The organism is Cryobacterium aureum, from assembly GCF_002954245.1.
GTDB classification, from domain to species: Bacteria; Actinomycetota; Actinomycetes; order Actinomycetales; family Microbacteriaceae; genus Cryobacterium; species Cryobacterium aureum.
Genome location: NZ_PPTG01000048.1, coordinates 325,755 through 343,517 on the forward strand (window position 1 = coordinate 325,755; position 17,763 = coordinate 343,517).

A 17,763-nucleotide genomic window follows, 5' to 3' on the forward strand; every position below is an offset into this window, starting at 1 on the left:
CACTACCCTCGACACGTGGCAGAAAGCGTCGAAGTCCTGATCCAGGCATCCATCCTCCCGAACTACGCACACCCCGGTGATGCCGGGGCAGACCTGCACGCGGCCGAGGCTCTCGTGCTCGGCCCGGGAACCCGTGCACTTGTCGCTACCGGCGTGTCGATCGCGCTTCCCGATGGTTTTGCGGCGTTTGTCGTCCCCCGCAGCGGTCTGGCAATCAAGCACGGCATCACCATCGTGAACGCTCCCGGAACAGTGGATGCCGGCTACCGCGGCGAAATCAAGGTGGCCCTGCTGAACACCGACCTGAACGAATCGTTCACCATCGCGGTGGGCGATCGCATCGCCCAACTGATCGTGATGCCGGTCGCCCGCGCCACCTTCATCGCCGTGGGCAAGCTGCCTGGCAGCCAGCGTGGCGAGAATGGTTTCGGCTCGACCGGCGTTCTGCCTCGCACTCAAGACACTGCACCAATGCCGGGCCGAGCCGCCCCGCAGACAGGAGATATTCGGTGACTGACCTCACTAACGCGGGGGAGATCCCCGAATCCATGCCGAAATCGGCACCCGAAGACCGCGAGACCGAGGGTCCGCTCGACGAGTCAGAGGCCAACCCGGTGCGTCCGTACGTTGACCTCGGCGGCATCAAGATTCTGCCGCGCGAAGGACTGCACCTGCGCCTCGAGATCGAAGAGGGCAGCAAGAGGGTCGTGGCCATCGGTCTCGACTTCGCCGGTTCGACCTTGCAGGTGCAGCCGTTCGCAGCGCCGCGCTCGAGTGGCCTGTGGCACGAGATCCGCGACCAGATCGCCGACCAGATTGGCAAGCAGGGCGGTACCACGACTCCGCGCGAAGGCCCGTTCGGCCCCGAACTCGTCGCCGAAATCCCGGTCGCGGCCGGCCAGGAAGCCGGCGGCGTTACCCGCCTCGCCCGCTTCATCGGTGTCGACGGCCCACGCTGGTTCCTGCGCGGCGTGATCGCCGGCGAGGGCGCCATCGATCCCGATGCTGCGCTGCAGATCGAAGACCTGTTCCGCAGCATCGTCGTTGTGCGCGGCTCCACCCCGATGCCGCCGCGCGACCTGATTCCGCTGCGCATGCCGGCCACCCCCGGTGGCACGACCGAAACCGCCGCAGTCTAACCGGGCGGGTTGCCAAGCCATGAGCGACACCTCCAGAGATCAGCCCGATCAGCCCGATCAACCGGGCGATGCGGCCGCGGTGCCGGAGGCTTCCGGGACGCCGTCGACCTCTGCGCTGTTTGCCGAGTCCATGGCCGGCGCGGCCCGCCGAGCCGGGTTCGGAGCGGCGACCGAGGGCGAACCGATCAGCGGCCAGGCCCTGCTCACGGCGATGGGCGGCATCCGCGGCCTGGTCGAAGCTGTACTGCCCGGCCTGGTCTTTCTGATCACCTACTCGCTCACCATCGATCCATCGACCGATGTGACGAGCGACCCGATCGGTACCCTGCTGCCGTCGCTCATCGCCCCGCTCGTGATCGGTGTGATCTTCGTGGCGCTTCGCGCCATCACCAAACAGACCACGACGCCGGCCCTCGGTGGTCTGGTCGGAACCGCCATCAGCGTCGCGCTCGCCCTGTTCTCCGGCAAGCCGTCCGACTTCTTCCTGGTCGGCCTATGGACCAACGCCGGTTACGGCGCCGCCCTGCTGATCTCTGTGCTCGTGCGCTGGCCCCTCATCGGCGTGGCCGTCGGGTTTCTCATGGGCGACGGCGTCGCCTGGCGCCTCGACGCGAGCAAACGTCGCGTCCTGACCATTCTGACTCTGTGCTGGACCGGCCTCTTTCTCGGACGCCTCGCCGTGCAGCTGCCGCTCTACCTGGCCGACAACGTCGAACTGCTCGCCTCAATGAAGCTCCTCATGGGCATTCCGCTGTACGCGCCGCTGCTCGTGGTCTCCTGGCTCATGGTGCGTTCGGTTTATCGCAAAGCGGATGCCGCTGACGCGGTCTGAATGACGACGGGGGAGCCCCCGACGCCCTGCTAGAGTTATCTTGACGTCAAGATAGTTGTGCGGTGAGAATTCACCAGCGCAACTCGATGGAAAAAGGCAGCCCCTGGCATCCGCTGGTTAGGCTTGCCTTGCTGGCACGAGGCTGTGCCTGCCACAAGAATTGAGGATTGCCGCCGGTATCCCGTCGGCTCCCACAACGGAGAGGGCATTGTGTCGGAATCAACAAAAACCGCGGTTAATAGCTTCGGAGCCAAAGACACCCTGCGCGTCGGTTCGACGGACTATGAAGTCTTTCGTCTGGACGCGGTCGACGGCTACGAAAAGCTGCCATACAGCCTGAAGGTGTTGCTGGAGAACCTCCTCCGCACCGAAGACGGCGCCAACATCACCGCCGAGCACATTCGTGCCCTCGGCGCGTGGGTACCCACCGCGGAACCCGACACCGAGATCCAGTACACGCCAGCTCGCGTCGTCATGCAGGACTTCACCGGTGTTCCCTGCATCGTCGACCTCGCCACCATGCGCGAAGCCCTCGTCGAGCTCGGCGGCGACGCCAAGAAGATCAACCCGCTCGCGCCGACCGAAATGGTCATTGACCACTCCGTCGTCGCTGACCTGTTCGGAACGACCGACTCGTTCGAGCGCAATGTCGAGATCGAATACGAGCGCAACGGTGAGCGTTACCAGTTCCTCCGCTGGGGCCAGACCGCGTTCGACGACTTCAAGGTCGTTCCCCCGGGAACCGGCATCGTGCACCAGGTCAACATCGAATACCTGGCACGCGTCACGATGACCCGCGAGGTGGGCGGCGTACTGCAGGCCTATCCAGACACCTGCGTCGGTACCGACTCGCACACCACCATGGTCAATGGCCTCGGCGTGCTCGGCTGGGGCGTCGGCGGAATCGAAGCCGAAGCAGCCATGCTTGGCCAGTCGGTTTCCATGCTCATCCCCAAGGTTGTCGGCTTCAAGCTCTCCGGCATCATCCCGGCCGGCGTCACCGCAACGGATGTCGTGCTCACCATCACTCAGATGCTTCGTAAGCACGGCGTCGTCGGCAAGTTCGTCGAATTTTACGGATCGGGCGTTGCATCCGTGCCGCTCGCCAACCGCGCCACCATCGGCAACATGAGCCCCGAGTTCGGCTCGACGGCCGCCATGTTCCCCATCGACGACGTCACCCTCGGCTATCTGCGCCTCACCGGCCGTAGTGAGGAACAGGTCGCGCTGGTCGAGGCCTACTCCAAGTTGCAGGGCCTCTGGCACAATCCGGACCAGGAGCCGATCTTCAGCGAGTACCTCGAGCTCGACCTCTCCACGGTCGTCCCCTCGATCGCCGGACCGAAGCGCCCGCAGGACCGCATCATCCTCTCCGAGGCCAAGACCCAGTTCGAACGCGACCTGGACAACTACGCCAACGCACCCGTCTCCCTGGTGGATGCGGCAATAGAGGGTACTTTCCCGGCGTCCGACCCGATCGGCCTCACCCCGCAGGACGAAGAGACCGCGCACAACCACGCGTTCGAGAGCGGCCTGACCCGTCAGGCCAGCCACCCGACGGTATCCCACCCGCAGCCGACCGATGTCACCCTCGCCGACGGCCGTGAGTTCACGATCGACAACGGTTCCGTTGCGATCGCGGCCATCACCTCCTGCACCAACACGTCGAACCCGAGCGTTATGCTCGCGGCCGGCCTGCTGGCCCGCAACGCGAGCCTCAAGGGTCTCAAGAGCAAGCCGTGGGTCAAGACCACGCTCGCTCCCGGCTCCAAGGTCGTCACCGAGTACTATGCGAAGGCCGGCCTCAACGGCTACCTCGAAGACCTCGGTTTTTACCTCGTCGGCTACGGCTGCACCACCTGCATCGGCAACTCGGGCCCGCTCGAAGATGAAATCTCTTCTGCCGTGCAGGAGAATGACCTGGCCGTCACCGCCGTGCTCTCCGGTAACCGCAACTTCGAGGGACGCATCAACCCCGACGTGAAGATGAACTACCTGGCCAGCCCGCCGCTCGTCATCGCCTACGCCCTCGCAGGCACGATGAACTTCAACTTCGACACCGACTCGCTCGGTACAGACCACGAGGGCAACAACGTGTTCCTCAAGGACATCTGGCCCGACGCCGACGAGGTGCAGAAGACCATCGACGAGTCCATCGACTCGAACATGTTCGAGACCCAGTACGCCGGCGTCTTCGACGGCGACGAGCGCTGGCAGTCGCTCGAAACTCCCGTCGGCGATATCTTCGCCTGGGACGCCGAGTCCACCTACGTGCGGAAGCCCCCGTACTTCGACGGCATGACCCTGGAAACCAGCCCGGTTGTCGACATCTCCGGTGCTCGCGTGCTCGCCAAGCTCGGCGACTCCGTCACCACCGACCACATCAGCCCCGCCGGTTCGATCAAGGCGGATGGCCCCGCTGGACGGTACCTGGCCGACCACGGCATCGCCCGTGGCGACTACAACTCCTACGGCTCGCGCCGTGGCAACCACGAGGTCATGATTCGCGGAACGTTCGCGAACATCCGCCTGCGTAACCAGCTCCTCGACAACGTCGAGGGTGGTTTCACCCGCGACTTCAGCGTTGCCGGAGGGCCGAAGGCCGACATCTACGATGCCAGCCAGAACTACCAGGCTGCCAAAACCCCTCTCGTCATCTTCGGTGGCAAGGAGTACGGTTCGGGTTCCAGCCGCGACTGGGCAGCCAAGGGCACGAGCCTTCTCGGCGTCAAGGCCGTCATCGTGGAGAGCTTCGAGCGCATCCACCGTTCAAACCTCATCGGCATGGGCGTTATACCCCTGCAGTTCCCGGTGGGCCAGACCGCCGACTCGCTCGGCCTCGACGGTACCGAGATCGTCTCGGTCTCGGGCATCACCGAGCTGAACAACGGCACGACCCCGAAGACCGTGCACGTGACCTGCGCCCCGAGTGAATTCTCGGCTGCCGGCAAGGCACCGGTCGAATTCGACGCCATCGTGCGCATCGACACCCCGGGCGAAGCCGAGTACTACCGCAACGGCGGCATCCTGCAGTACGTGCTGCGCTCGCTCGTCTAATCACATCAGCGCGCTGCTGGCGGGCGCTCTGCCAGTGCGAGACCGGCGCGTAGACTCGATTCATTCGGGTCTACGCGCCGGTTTGGTTTTGATGAGCAGTCGTGAGCACGCGACGTGAAAGGAAGACGGATGACCCTTCTGGAGACGATCCACGGTCCCCGGGACCTCGATGGTCTCCCGAAAGAGCAATTGCCGCAGCTGGCCGCTGAGATTCGCGCTTTTCTGGTGCGGGAGATCTCCAAAACCGGTGGGCACCTCGGGCCAAACCTTGGCGTGGTCGAACTGACCATCGCCATTCATCGGGTCTTTCAGTCGCCGACCGACGCGATCGTCTTCGACACGGGGCACCAGTCCTACGTGCACAAGCTGCTCACCGGGCGGCAGGACTTCAGCAAGCTCCGGCAGCTCGGCGGACTGGCCGGCTACCCGCAGCGCTCCGAGTCCGAGCACGACATCGTCGAGAGTTCACACGCCTCCAGCTCGCTGTCCTGGGCTGACGGCATCTCCCGGGCGTTTGAGATCACCGGTCAGAGCGACCGTCACGTTGTGGCCGTGGTCGGCGACGGAGCATTAACCGGGGGAATGACCTGGGAAGCGCTCAATAACATCAGCGACGACAACACGCGCAAGCTCATCATCGTGGTCAACGACAACGGGCGCTCCTACGCACCGACCATCGGCGGCATGGCCCGTTTTCTCAACACAATCCGCACGCGCGCCAGCTACCGGGATGCCTACCTCACCAGCAAGGACGTGTTCGATCGCCTCGGTGCGCCCGGACGGGCTGTTTGGCGCGGCGTCCGCGGCGGCATGCACGGGTTCCTCGCCCGCGTGACCAACAACGAGGCTCTGTATTCCAACCTCGACATCAAATACATCGGGCCCATCGATGGCCACGACGTGCACGCGATGGAGGAGGCCCTGGCCCAGGCCAAGGGCTACGGTGCGCCGGTTATTGTGCACGCCATCACCCAAAAGGGCAAGGGCTACGACCCGGCCGTGCAGGACGTGGCCGACCAGTTCCACGCTGTTGGACAGATCGACCCTGAGACCGGGGAATCGGTCGAAGAACCCGGCGCACAGTCGTATACCTCGGTCTTTGCTGATGAGTTGCTGCGCTTGGCCATTGAGAACGATCGAATCGTCGCGATCACCGCTGCCATGCTGCGGCCCACCGGGCTGCACAAGATGGCCGAGCGGTTTCCGTCCCGCGTGCACGACGTGGGAATCGCGGAACAACACGCTGTCACCAGTGCTGCCGGACTAGCCTTCGGCGGACTGCATCCGGTCGTTGCACTGTACGCGACGTTCATCAATCGGGCTTTCGACCAGGTGCTGATGGATGTGGCCCTGCACAAAGCCGGCGTCACCTTCGTGCTGGATCGCTCCGGGGTCACCGGACCGGACGGTCCCAGCCACCATGGCATGTGGGACCTCGCCATTCTCCAGGTCGTTCCCAATATCCGGCTGGCAGCGCCGCGCGATTCCGCTCGCCTGCGTGAAGAACTCACTGAGGCTGTCGCGGTTGACGACGGACCAACTGTGGTGCGCAACCCGAAGGGCACGGTGGGGCGCGAATTCGATGCCGTCCGGCGCCTCGACGACGGTGTGGACGTGCTGCAGGAAGCCACCCAGCAGGACGTTCTCATCGTGACGGTCGGTCCGATGGCCGAGATGGGGATGGATGTTGCGGATCGGCTGGCAGCGCAGGGCATCGGCGCAACGGTCGTCGACCCGCGCTGGGTCGTTCCGGTGCCGCGGAGCATCATCACCCTCGCCGCAGCGCACCGCATCGTCGTCACGATCGAAGATGGCATTCGCGTCGGCGGGATCGGCACCCGAATCCGTCAGGATCTGCGGGAGGCCGGCGTCGACACGGCGGTGACCGAACTGGGCCTACCCGATCAGTTCCTCGACCACGGCACCCGAGCCCAGATTCTCGACCGGGTGGGGCTGACCCCGCAGGCGATCGCCCGCGACGTCGTAGCTATGGTACTCGGCAGCAAGATTCCGAATGCCCGGCCGCTGCCGGAAGGCCATACCGATACCGGTGCCATCCGGGTAACCCGCCGCGACTAGCCCCCACCCTCCCGAATGCGGACCGCCCAGTCCCGTCCCGAATACGGTCGGGGCCCGGGCCCCGAACGCGGGCCCAGCTTATAAACTGGGCCCGCGGACGCAAGGTGGGCCCAGTCGATGACCGGCCCCGGTTCTCACTAACTGTGAGCGGATGCCGCCCCGACCGTAGCACCGATTCCGCGGATCGGCGGGGTGTGGAACGTGCCGCCGAACACGCGCTCGCTCGCGCCGACCCGGTCGAGATACGGGGTGATCCCGCCCATCTGGAATGGCCAGCCGGCGCCGAGGATCATGCACAGGTCGATGTCCTCGGCCGCGTGTACTACGTCGTCGTCGAGCATCCGCTTGATCTCATCGACCAGACCGTCTTCGACCCGCTGCAGAATCTGCTCGGCCGTCATCGGTGTAGTGCCGCCGGCGACGATCTTCAGCGCGCCCTTGTCGAAACCGGTGCGGCGGCCCTTGCCGTCGCGCTCGAGGATCTTGCCGTGTTCGGCGAGCTTGTGCAGGTTGTCGCTCTCGAAGAACCGGTCGGGGAACGCGGCATGGTGTGTGTCGAGCACGTGAGCGCCCACGGTGAGACCGACGAGCTCGAGCAGCTCGAACGGGGTCATCGGGAGCCCGAACGGCGCCACAGCGGCCTCCACGACCTCGAACGGGGTTCCGGTGTCGACGGCGTGCATCGCTTCACCGAGCAGCTTGGCCAGCACCCGGTTGACGACGAAGCCGGGGGTGTCCCTGGTGATCACCGCGTACTTCCGCAGCTTGCCGGCGATGACCATCGCGGTCGCGAGAGTGACCTCATTGGTTTGCGGGGTGTTGACCACCTCGATCAGCGGCATGACCGCCACCGGGTTGAAAAAGTGGAATCCGACCAGGCGCTCCGGGTGCGCCAGCTTCGATCCGATCTGTTCGACCGAGAGCGACGAAGTGTTCGTGGCCAGAATGGCCTCGGGCGAGATGAACTTCTCGATTTCAGCGAACACCGACTGCTTCACGCCGAGTTCCTCGAAGACGGCCTCGATCACCCAGTCGGCATCGGAGAACAGCGACTTGTCGGTGGTGCCGGTAACCAGCGCGCGAAGCCGGTTGGCTTCATCCGCTGAAATGCGGCCCCTGGTCTCGAGGGTCGCGATCTCGCCGTGGATGTACGCCACGCCCTTATCGACGCGGGCCTGGTCGAGGTCGGTGATGACCACTGGAACCCTGAGCCGACGAACGAAGAGCAGGGCGAACTGGCTGGCCATGAGGCCGGCACCGATCACGCCGACCTTGGTTATGGGCCGGGCCAGTTTCTTGTCCGGTGCTCCGGCAGGGCGCTTGGCGCGCTTCTGCACGAGGTTGAAGGCGTAGATGCTCGCCTGCAACTGGTCGCCGGCGATGAGGCCGGCGAGGGCGACGTCTTCACGCTCGAAGCCCTCGGCGCGAGTGCCGCTCTTGGCCGCCTGCAGCAGGTCGAGCGCCACGTACGGCGACTTTGCGACCTCGCCGATGCGGTTCACGAGCATCTTGCGAGCGATGCCGACGGCGACGTCCCACTTGACGAGGCGCTCGATTTTGCCAGGCACATTCGGGCGGGACACCTTCGTCGTGCCAGCGATGACACCGTCGGCCCACTTGATGGAATCTTCGAGGAACCGCGCCGACGTGAACATGACATCCGCGATTCCGAGGGAGAGTGCATCCGCTCCGGTGAGGGTGCGGTTGTTCTTGAGCGGGTTCTCGATGATGACCTTGAGGGCGTTCTCGATGCCGATCAGGTTGGGCAGCAGGTAGGAGCCGCCCCACCCCGGAATCAGGCCGAGAAATACTTCGGGTAGCGCGATCGCGGGCACGGCGGCATCGACGGTGCGGTAGCTCGCGTTCAGGCCGATTTCGAGGCCGCCACCGAGCGCGAGCCCGTTGATGAACACGAACGAGGGCACGCCGAGCGTGTCGAGCTTGCCGAGGGCGTGGTGGCCGAGCTGGCTGAGAAGCTGGCCGGCCTCAAGCGAAGGAATGTCGGCGACCTTGCTGAGGTCGGCGCCGGCAGCCAGAATGAACGGCTTGCCGGTGACGGCCACGCCGTGAATCTCGCCGCGCCCGGCGCGAGCTTTTAGCTCATCCATCGTCGCGGCGAATTCGAGCAGGGTGACCGGGCCGAGCGTGTTCGGCCGAGTGTGGTCGCGCCCATTGTCCAGGGTGAGCAGGGCCAGGGTGCGGTCGGCCGAGAGCGGCACATCGCGCACAAAGGAATGCGTAACCACCTCGTCGGCCGAGATCGCGACGAGCGAGGAGAAATCGAGGGAATCGTAGTTGGTCATCGCTTGGCTGCCTTCTTGTTGAAGTGCGGGTTTTCCCAAATCACGGAGCCGCCCTGGCCGAGCCCGATGCACATGGCAGTGAGGCCATAGCGCACCTCCGGGTGCGACTCGAACTGGTGCGCGAGCTGGTTCATCAAGCGAACGCCGGAGGAGGCGAGCGGATGCCCCAGCGCGATCGCGCCGCCGTACTCGTTCACGCGGGGGTCTTCATCGTCGATGCCGAAGTGGTCGAGAAAGGAGATGACCTGCACGGCGAAGGCTTCGTTGAGCTCGAACAGGCCGATGTCGGTGATCGACAGCCCCGCCTTTCGCAGCGCCTTCTCGGTGGAGGGCACCGGGCCAAGGCCCATGACCTCCGGTTCAACGCCGGCAAAGGCGAAGCTCGTCATGGTCATCTTCACGCCGAGACCGAGTTCCTTAGCGGTGGCGCCGCTCGCCAGCAGGCAAGCGGATGCGCCGTCGTTCAGGCCGGACGCGTTGCCGGCCGTGACGCGGCCATGCGAGCGGAACGGCGTGCGCAGGCCAGCGAGGCCCTCGAGGGTGGTCTCAGGGCGCGGTGCCTCGTCCCGGGTCGCAAGGCCCCAGCCGGATTCGCTGCGCGTGGCAACGGGAATCAGGTCGGGCTGAATGTTTCCGGCTTCGTAGGCTGCGGCGACCTTCTGCTGGCTGCGCAGCGCAAACCGGTCGGAGCGTTCCTTGGTATATGAGGGGAACCGGTCGTGAATGCGCTCGGCGGTCGCGCCCATGTTGAGGGCGTCTTCGCTGACCAGCCGCTCGGAGAGGAACCGGGGGTTCGGGTCGGCCCCGAACCCCATCGGGTGGCGGCCCATATGCTCGACGCCACCGGCGATGGCGAGGTCGTAGGCACCGAAACCGATTGACGATCCCATCATGGTGACGGCGGTCATCGCCCCGGCGCACATGCGGTCAATGGCAAAACCAGGAACCGATTTCGGCAGGCCGGCCAGCAGGGCGGCCGTGCGCCCCAGGGTCAGACCCTGGTCGCCGGTCTGGGTCGTGGCCGCGATCGCGACATCGTCGATCCGTTCCGGCGGGACGCCGGGATTACGTTCCATCAGCCCGATAATCGCCTTGACCACGAGGTCGTCGGCTCGGGTGTTCCAATACATGCCCTTTTCGCCGGCGCGTCCGAACGGGGTTCGAACTCCGTCCACAAAAACGACTTCTGCTCTCTCGGCCACAATGCCTCCCGTAGGTGATTCACACAGATCCGCTTGGTGCTCATCGCATCTTTAAGGTCTGGTCCGATCCTAGGGTGGCAAAAATAGCCGCCCGAATCGTTTGCCGGTTTCTACGACTCCAGATCCGAGGCCGGGTCGGCCGTTTGTGGAACTTCTACAAAAGCATCCGCTATTAATTGTGCAGTCACGTCAACTTGCCAGCGTCGTGCTCCCAGATTGGTCAACGCTTGCCCAACGGATGCCGCATCCACCGGCTCAGGCGGCGACCACGCCACTCGACGCAGGAAGTCGGGCGTGAGCAGATTCTCAAGCGGAATGTCGACGTCGTCGGAGACGGTCTGCAGTGCAGCGCGTGCCGCTTTGTAGCGCACGTCGGCGTCGGGATTGCGGTCGGCCCACGCCCGAGGGGGCGGCAGGGTGTCGTTGCTCGCCTTGAGCGCGGGCAGGTCGGCCGTGGCGCGGCCGCGCTGAATGGCAGCCCACCAACGGTCGAGCTCATTGCGGCTCGCCCGTCCGTTGAACTCGCGAAGGTCAAAGAGCGCTTGCCTCGTCGCCGGGAGTACCCGGGCAGCCGCGAGTAGTGAGGCGTCGGGCACGAGGCGACCGGGGGACACGTCCACGTCGCGTGCGAATTCGTCGCGGGCCAACCAGAGTTCCCGGGCGACGGCGAGGTTGCGCTGGCTGCGCAGGGAATGCAGTCCGGACAGTCGCCGCCACGGGTCCACGCGGGCGGCCTTGGCTTCCTTGGCCAGGGTTGCTGCGAATTCCTGGTCGGCGATGTCGGTCTTGTCGGATTCGATCAGCAGCTCCACCATGCGGTCGCGCAGGTCGGGCAGCAGCTCAACGTCGAGGGCGGCGTAGACCAGCCAGGATTCGGGCAGGGGCCGGGTGGACCAGTTCGCGGCTGAATGTTCCTTGGCGAGGTGGATGCCGAGCAGCTCTTCCACCACGGTGCCCAGGCCGACCCGCGGAATGCCGAGCAGCCGCGCGGCGAGCTCAGTGTCGAAGATGTGGGCCGGGTCGAGTCCGACCTCGCGCAGGCAGGCGAGGTCCTGACTCGCGGCGTGCAGAATCCACTCCTCGTCGGCCAGCGCCTCGTTCAGTTCGCTGAAATCGCCGATCGGCGGCGGGTCGAACAGAAACGTGCCGGCGCCGCGGCGATAAATCTGAATCAGGTACGCGCGCTGCGAGTAAGTGAAACCGGATGCCCGCTCAGCGTCGACCCCGACCGGCCCGTTACCGGCGGCCAAGGCAGCGGTGGCAGCGAGGTAGGCCTCGCGGGTGTCAACGACCTGGTGTTGGACGGTGCTCTGCTTGGATTGCGATTCAGCCACGGGCTGCTCGGCGTGCTGACAACATGCTGACTCCTTCCCCAGCGGGAGGGAGGCCGGCGAGCATGCAGAGCAGCTCGCCCCAGCCCTCGACGTGGGCGGTGAGATTGTGATCCAGGGGTGTCCACGACGCGCGCAGCTCAATCTGCGCGCCATCCCCTTGTTTGGCGAGTTCGCCAAAGCCTGACGAGATTATTTTAGTCGCCGTTCCGGAGGCCGCGGTGTACTTGGCCTTGCGGGAGTCCAGGGCGTCGACGAGCCAGGCCCAGGTGACCTCGGCCAAAAACGGGTCGAGGCCGATCTCAACTTCAAGCGGCGCCTGCGCGAAACAGACCACGCGGAAGGCTCCGTTCCAGCCTTCGGGTTCCTCCGGGTCGTAAAGCAGGATGAACCGGCCGGTTCCGAGGTCGGAGTCGCTGCCGTGCCGCACCGGCTGGATATTGGCAGCCAGTGCGATCGAATACGGGGCGAGCTGGGCGGGCGCTGCAATTTCGGTGACGACTAATTCGGCCCGGCTCGTGGCGCGACGAATCGCGGTCAACGCCGCGGCAAACTCCGCGGGGAGCGATTGATCTGTTTCGGGCACGTCTGCAGACTAGAGTTTTTTCTGGGTGTTGTCCGTGAGGCACGCCGACCAGTCGGAGGTGCGCATGCAAGACCTACAGCCGCCAAACGGGCGTCACAGCCATGTTCTGTCAGCGATTCTCGGCGTCACCGGCGTCGTCGTCGCTGGTTCCGCGGTGGCTGTCGTGAGCGCCGCCGCTGTGCTCTCTGCCGTCATGGCGAAGACCATCGTCACCCCGCCCCTAGCGCGCGGCGACGACACCAGGGTCGTTGCGGTCGACCTGCCGAGCGCAACGATCACGCTGCAACGCCACCGCGATTCTGTGCTGCCGGGCGACTACAGCTTCTTCTTCAGCGGCGGCACCGGCCATGCTCGGGTCGGCGAGATCATCGCGCGCACGGCCACCACGGTCACAAGGCGCATCCTCGCTGTCGACTACGGCGACCTCAAGGCCACCCGCCGGGGCCGGTTCAGCGGCTGGCTCTATCAGAGCCCCGCCGATCTGGGATTCGACTGGACCGAGGTCACCGTGCCCACTCCGGTCGGACCGGCCCCCGCCTGGCTCATTCCGGCGGATGCCGGTGCACCAGCTGAAAGCGCAGCATCCGCTGGTCCGGCGAAGCGGTGGGTGATCCAGGTGCACGGCCGGGCGGTGCGTCGCGAGGAGGCCCTGCGGGCGGTGCCGGTGTTTCGTGCGGCCGGCTACACGTCGTTACTCGTCTCCTATCGGAACGATGGCGACGCCCCGGCCAGCGCCGACGGACGCTACGGCCTCGGCGACACCGAATGGCCTGACGTGGATGCTGCAGTCGACTTCGCCGCCGCACAGGGGGCGACCAGCATCGTGCTGATGGGCTGGTCGATGGGCGGCGCCGTGGTGCTGCAGACCCTGACCCGCAGTGCGCACCCGCACCTGATCACCGGGGTGGTGTTGGAATCTCCCGTGATCGACTGGGCCGACGTCGTCAGAGCCCAGGCGATTGACCGCCGGTTGCCGACGCTGATTGCGCGAGGCGCTGTCGCAGCCATGGGTGCACACTGGGCCAGGTGGCTCACCGGTCAGGCCGAGCCGATCGATTTCAAGCGGCTCGACTTCGTGGCCAGGGCATGCGACCTGCACCGGCCCATTCTGCTGCTGCACAGTGACGACGACGGCTTCGTGCCGGTCACCGGGTCGCGGCGGCTGGCTAAGCTCCGACCGGACACGGTGACCTTCGTGGCATTCAGCGAAGCCCGGCACACCAAACTGTGGAACTACGATCCCGATCGGTGGAACGCCGAGATCGCGGCCTGGCTGGCCACCCTGCCAAACCCCAAGTAGCCGACAACTAGGCGGCGAGGCGTTCCCTCAGCTGGCGTTTGGCCCGGCCGAGCATGGCGCTCATGCCGCGCAGGCGCAGCGGCGACACGGCCTCGGTCAGACCGATCGACTGGGGGTAATCGTCGGGAACCGCCAGCACCTGCTCGGCGCTCAGGCCGTCCAGGCCCTGGGCCAGGATGGACGCGAACCCGCGAGTGGTCGGAGACTCACGTGGAGCGCTCGCGTGCAGGTGAAACGCGCCGTCAGCATCCACTTCGACGAAGATGAATACCGGCGACTGGCATTCAACGACGCGCTCCAGCAGGTCGGGGTGGTCCTGAAATTTCTGCGGAAGCTCCGGCAGCTCGTTGGCGAACTCCAGCAACAGGAGCAATCGATCCTTCTGCTCGAGCGCGAGAAAGTCTTCGCGAATCTCATTCAGCAGGTCCGTGCTCATCGACGCGGCGCCGGTGCGGTTCCTGGCGCGCTGCCGACGGCGATCGGCACGGCCACGGCGTTGCCCCACTCGGTCCAGGATCCGTCGTAGTTGCGCACGTTGTCAAAGCCGAGCAAATGGGTCAGCACGAACCAGGTGTGGCTCGAGCGCTCACCGATGCGGCAATAGGCGATCACGTCGTCGCCGTCGGCCAGGCCGGCTTCGCCCCGGTAGATGGTGTCGAGTTCAGTGCGAGTGCGAAAGGTTGAGTCGGTGTCCGCGGCGCGGGCCCATGGTACCGAGGCGGCTGAGGGAATGTGGCCGCCACGCAGCGCACCCTCCTCGGGATAAGCGGGCATCGTCGTGCGGGCGCCGCTGTACTCCTCGTCGGAGCGCACGTCGATGAGCGGGTGGCCAAAGTGAGCGAGAACATCCGCTTGGAAAGCACGAATCGGGGCGTCATTACGCGCGATGACGGGGTAATCCGTGGGGGTGACGGGGGAGGCCGTCGTTGTGATCTCGCGGCCCTCGGCAAGCCATTTGGTGCGTCCGCCGTCGAGCAGGCGAACATCGTCGTGGCCGAACAGGGTGAACACCCAGAGGGCATACGCCGCCCACCAGTTGCTCTTGTCGCCGTAGATGACGACCGTGCTGTCGCGGGCGATGCCCTTGCTGGTCATGAGCGCGGCGAACGCAGCACCCTCGATGTAGTCGCGGTTGACCTTGTCGTTCAGGTCGGTGTGCCAGTCGATCTTCACCGCGCCAGGGATATGCCCCACTTCGTAGAGCAAAACGTCTTCGTCGGACTCCACGACGACCAGTCCGGCGTCACTGCCGTGTTCGGCCAGCCATTCGGTCGAAACCAGTTTGGAGGGGTGGGCGTAGTCGGCAAACTTCTCGGTCGGGTCGAACGGGGCAGACATAAAACCTCCAGGTGGACCGGGTGCATACGGATTCGGGTTGACCGCGGATTAGGCTTGTCTGGCCCACCACTTAAACTTACGCGGTGCCGGCATCCAGCGCATTCGCAGCAGCAGATCGAGAACGGGCGTTTTTCATGGCACCAGAGGCCCACCAGAAGGCACACCACACGGTTCCGCAACTGGCCGAACGCACTCCCAGCATCACGGGCCGGGAAATTGTGGCCGAACTGGTGCCGCCTGCCCAGTTTGAACACGCCTCGTTCGAGAACTACCGGCCCGATCATGATTACCCGTCGCAGGTCGCGGCCGTTGAAAAGCTGCAGGAATTCGTCAACCCCCGGCCGGCTGGGTTCTTCTCGCGCCGCCGCCAGGCCAAGGATGATCTGCCCGGCATCTACCTCGACGGCGGGTTCGGCGTCGGCAAGACCCACCTGCTGGCCGCGCTGTGGCATGCGGCGACCGGCCCCAAGTATTTCGGCACCTTCATCGAATACACCGCCCTGGTCGGAGCGCTCGGCTACCAGGAGACCATCAAAGAGCTGCGCAGCGCGAAGCTGATCTGCATCGACGAGTTCGAGCTCGACGATCCGGGCGACACCATGGTGATGACCCGGTTGCTCGGCGAACTCGTTGCCACTGGCACACGCGTCGCCGCCACGTCGAACACCCCACCCAACTCGCTCGGCGAGGGCCGATTCGCGGCCCAGGACTTTCTGCGCGAGATCTCGGCCATGAGTGCCAACTTCGAGACCCTGCGCATTGACGGCCTCGACTATCGTCGCCGCAATGTCACCGGTCAGGCAGTGGCGGTGGAGCCCGAGGCACGTGAACACCTGGTCAACACGCTGCTCGGGCGCGGTTCCAAGGTCACCGAAGACGACTTCGGATCCCTGATTCGGCACCTCGGCACCGTGCATCCGTCGAAGTACGTCAAGGTCATTCGCGACGTTGAGGTGATCGCCCTGCGCGGCGTTTTTCTGTTGACCGACCAGTCGGACGCCCTGCGGCTGGTGGCGTTCATCGACCGGGTCTACGACGCTGAAATTCCCATCGTCGCCAGTGGGCGCCCACTCAACGAGGTATTCGACGACGAGATGATGGCCGGAGGGTACCGCAAGAAATACCAGCGCTCCCAGTCGCGCATGGTCGCCCTCACGACGGGGGAGCTGCCGCCGCACACCGACTGACCACGAAATCTGGCGTTAACAATTCGTCAAGGCTCGTAACCGGCACGAAACACGTCGGAAGGTTTGTTGTAACAGTCACCTCAGATACTTGACTCGTATCCGAGGTGGCTCGCCTCGCGCTACGCCCTGCACATTTGAGACGCGTGAGGACAATTCTATGGAAACCGGAAGCATTGCATGGGGGCTGACCGCCACCGCACTCGTGTTGTTCATGACACCAGGCGTCGCCTTCTTCTATGGCGGACTGGTCAAGGCCAAAAGCGTCATCAGCATGATGATGATGAGCTTTGGTGCACTGGGCCTCATCAGCGTCCTCTGGATTCTGTACGGCTACAACATGAGCGTGGCCGGCAGCGTGACTGCGTTCTCCGGAAATCCGTTCTCTGACTTCGGTCTGGGCGCAATGGCAATGGGGGAGACCGGCAGCACCGATCTTCTCGGCGCAACCTACGGCGCTACCTTTGCCATCATCACCGTCGCCCTCATCAGCGGCGCCGTTGCAGATAGGGCTAAGTTCGGCTCGTGGATGATCTTCGCGGGCATCTGGGCAACCCTCGTCTACTTCCCTGTTGCGGCCTGGGTCTGGGGCGGTGGCTGGATCATGAACCTCGGCGAAACGCTGGGCCTCCCGGGTGTCATCGACTACGCCGGAGGCACAGCGGTGCACATCAACGCTGGCGCCGCAGCCCTGGCCCTGGCCCTGGTGCTCGGCAAGCGCGTCGGCTTCCAGAAGGGCATCACCAAGCCGCACAATGTGCCGCTCGTGCTCATCGGTGCTTCAATTCTCTGGTTCGGCTGGTTCGGCTTCAATGCCGGGGCCGAATGGCTGAACGGCCTCGCCAATGTCGGCATCATCGTCGTCAACACCCTCGGTGCCACGGCAGCGGCCATCCTCGGCTGGATGCTGGTCGAGAAGTTCAAGGACGGCAAGGCCACCTCGGTCGGCGCCGCATCCGGCGCGGTCGCCGGCCTCGTTGCCATCACGCCGGCCTGCGCCAACCTCGAGCCCGGCTGGGCGCTGTTGCTCGGTGCCGTTGCCGGCGCCGTCTGTGCCCTCGCCGTTGAGCTCAAGTTCAAGCTCGGCTTCGACGACTCGCTTGACGTCGTCGGAATCCACCTCGTCGGTGGCGTCATCGGAACCCTGTACCTAGGCTTCTTCGCCATCGGCACCGGCCTCTTCACCGGAGGCGGAGACCTCGGCCAGCTCACCGTCCAGGCCATCGCGGCCTTCTCCGTTTTCGTCTATTCGTTCGTCGTGGCCTACCTCCTCGGATTCGCCATCGAGAAGACCATCGGCTTCCGCATCAAGAACGAAGACGAACTGGCCGGAATCGACACCAGCGTGCACGGCGAAGAGGGCTACGCCCTCGAGCGTGTCTAGCGTCTGACTTCCCCGACTCTCGGGCACC

The 17,763-nt window shown here is 65.1% G+C and carries 14 protein-coding genes; 8 read left to right on the plus strand and 6 right to left on the minus strand.

Annotated elements, in window-relative coordinates; genetic code table 11:
• Window positions 1-15 precede the first annotated feature (15 nt).
• The 5 genes from dut to dxs all read left to right on the plus strand — a co-directional run bounded on the left by dut (window position 16) and on the right by dxs (window position 7,107).
• A complete protein-coding gene (dut, locus tag CJ028_RS18390; RefSeq protein WP_105036637.1) occupies window positions 16-513 on the plus strand; it encodes a dUTP diphosphatase in 498 nt (165 codons plus the stop codon).
• 35 nt (window positions 514-548) lie between these two features.
• Window positions 549-1,139: a DUF3710 domain-containing protein gene (locus tag CJ028_RS18395; protein WP_105036941.1), complete on the plus strand. Its 591-nt coding sequence runs from the start codon at window positions 549-551 to the stop codon at window positions 1,137-1,139.
• A gap of 19 nt (window positions 1,140-1,158) precedes the next feature.
• Window positions 1,159-1,971 carry a DUF3159 domain-containing protein gene (locus CJ028_RS18400; RefSeq protein ID WP_105036638.1) on the plus strand — a complete coding sequence of 271 codons (813 nt, stop codon included), beginning with the start codon at window positions 1,159-1,161 and terminating at the stop codon, window positions 1,969-1,971.
• Between the two features lie 210 nt (window positions 1,972-2,181).
• Window positions 2,182-5,028, plus strand: coding sequence for an aconitate hydratase (locus CJ028_RS18405; protein ID WP_105036639.1), 2,847 nt, complete (start codon window positions 2,182-2,184; stop codon window positions 5,026-5,028).
• A gap of 129 nt (window positions 5,029-5,157) precedes the next feature.
• Window positions 5,158-7,107 (plus strand): 1-deoxy-D-xylulose-5-phosphate synthase, encoded by a 1,950-nt coding sequence (gene dxs, locus CJ028_RS18410; RefSeq protein WP_105036640.1) that lies wholly within the window; start codon window positions 5,158-5,160, stop codon window positions 7,105-7,107.
• Window positions 7,108-7,244: 137 nt separating this feature from the next.
• Here the strand turns inward: dxs and CJ028_RS18415 are convergent, their stop codons facing one another.
• The 4 genes from CJ028_RS18415 to CJ028_RS18430 form a co-directional block, all read right to left on the minus strand.
• Window positions 7,245-9,410 carry a 3-hydroxyacyl-CoA dehydrogenase NAD-binding domain-containing protein gene (locus CJ028_RS18415; RefSeq protein ID WP_105036641.1) on the minus strand — a complete coding sequence of 722 codons (2,166 nt, stop codon included), beginning with the start codon at window positions 9,408-9,410 and terminating at the stop codon, window positions 7,245-7,247.
• Complete coding sequence (locus CJ028_RS18420; protein ID WP_105036642.1) at window positions 9,407-10,612, minus strand: thiolase family protein; 1,206 nt, start codon at window positions 10,610-10,612, stop codon at window positions 9,407-9,409. The genes CJ028_RS18415 and CJ028_RS18420 overlap by 4 nt, the downstream gene beginning before the upstream one ends.
• Before the next feature lie 110 nt (window positions 10,613-10,722).
• Complete coding sequence (locus CJ028_RS18425; protein WP_105036643.1) at window positions 10,723-11,946, minus strand: HRDC domain-containing protein; 1,224 nt, start codon at window positions 11,944-11,946, stop codon at window positions 10,723-10,725.
• Complete coding sequence (locus CJ028_RS18430; RefSeq protein ID WP_105036644.1) at window positions 11,939-12,529, minus strand: DUF3000 domain-containing protein; 591 nt, start codon at window positions 12,527-12,529, stop codon at window positions 11,939-11,941. The genes CJ028_RS18425 and CJ028_RS18430 overlap by 8 nt, the downstream gene beginning before the upstream one ends.
• A gap of 64 nt (window positions 12,530-12,593) precedes the next feature.
• Between CJ028_RS18430 and CJ028_RS18435 the strand changes: the two genes are divergently transcribed.
• On the plus strand, window positions 12,594-13,829 hold the full coding sequence (locus tag CJ028_RS18435) for an alpha/beta hydrolase family protein (RefSeq protein ID WP_105036645.1): 1,236 nt from the start codon (window positions 12,594-12,596) through the stop codon (window positions 13,827-13,829).
• 7 nt (window positions 13,830-13,836) lie between these two features.
• Here CJ028_RS18435 and CJ028_RS18440 read toward each other — a convergent pair whose 3' ends face one another.
• Both CJ028_RS18440 and CJ028_RS18445 read right to left on the minus strand, forming a co-directional pair.
• On the minus strand, window positions 13,837-14,265 hold the full coding sequence (locus CJ028_RS18440) for a SufE family protein (protein WP_105036646.1): 429 nt from the start codon (window positions 14,263-14,265) through the stop codon (window positions 13,837-13,839).
• Window positions 14,262-15,167, minus strand: a complete 906-nt coding sequence (locus tag CJ028_RS18445; protein WP_105036647.1) for a sulfurtransferase — start codon at window positions 15,165-15,167, stop codon at window positions 14,262-14,264. Before CJ028_RS18445 ends, CJ028_RS18440 begins: the two co-directional genes overlap by 4 nt.
• Window positions 15,168-15,301: 134 nt before the next feature.
• Here CJ028_RS18445 and zapE point away from each other — a divergent pair, with 134 nt between their 5' ends.
• On the plus strand, window positions 15,302-16,354 hold the full coding sequence (gene zapE, locus CJ028_RS18450; RefSeq protein WP_105036648.1) for a cell division protein ZapE: 1,053 nt from the start codon (window positions 15,302-15,304) through the stop codon (window positions 16,352-16,354).
• Window positions 16,355-16,511: 157 nt separating this feature from the next.
• Window positions 16,512-17,735 (plus strand): ammonium transporter, encoded by a 1,224-nt coding sequence (locus CJ028_RS18455; RefSeq protein ID WP_105036649.1) that lies wholly within the window; start codon window positions 16,512-16,514, stop codon window positions 17,733-17,735.
• Window positions 17,736-17,763 lie beyond the last annotated feature (28 nt).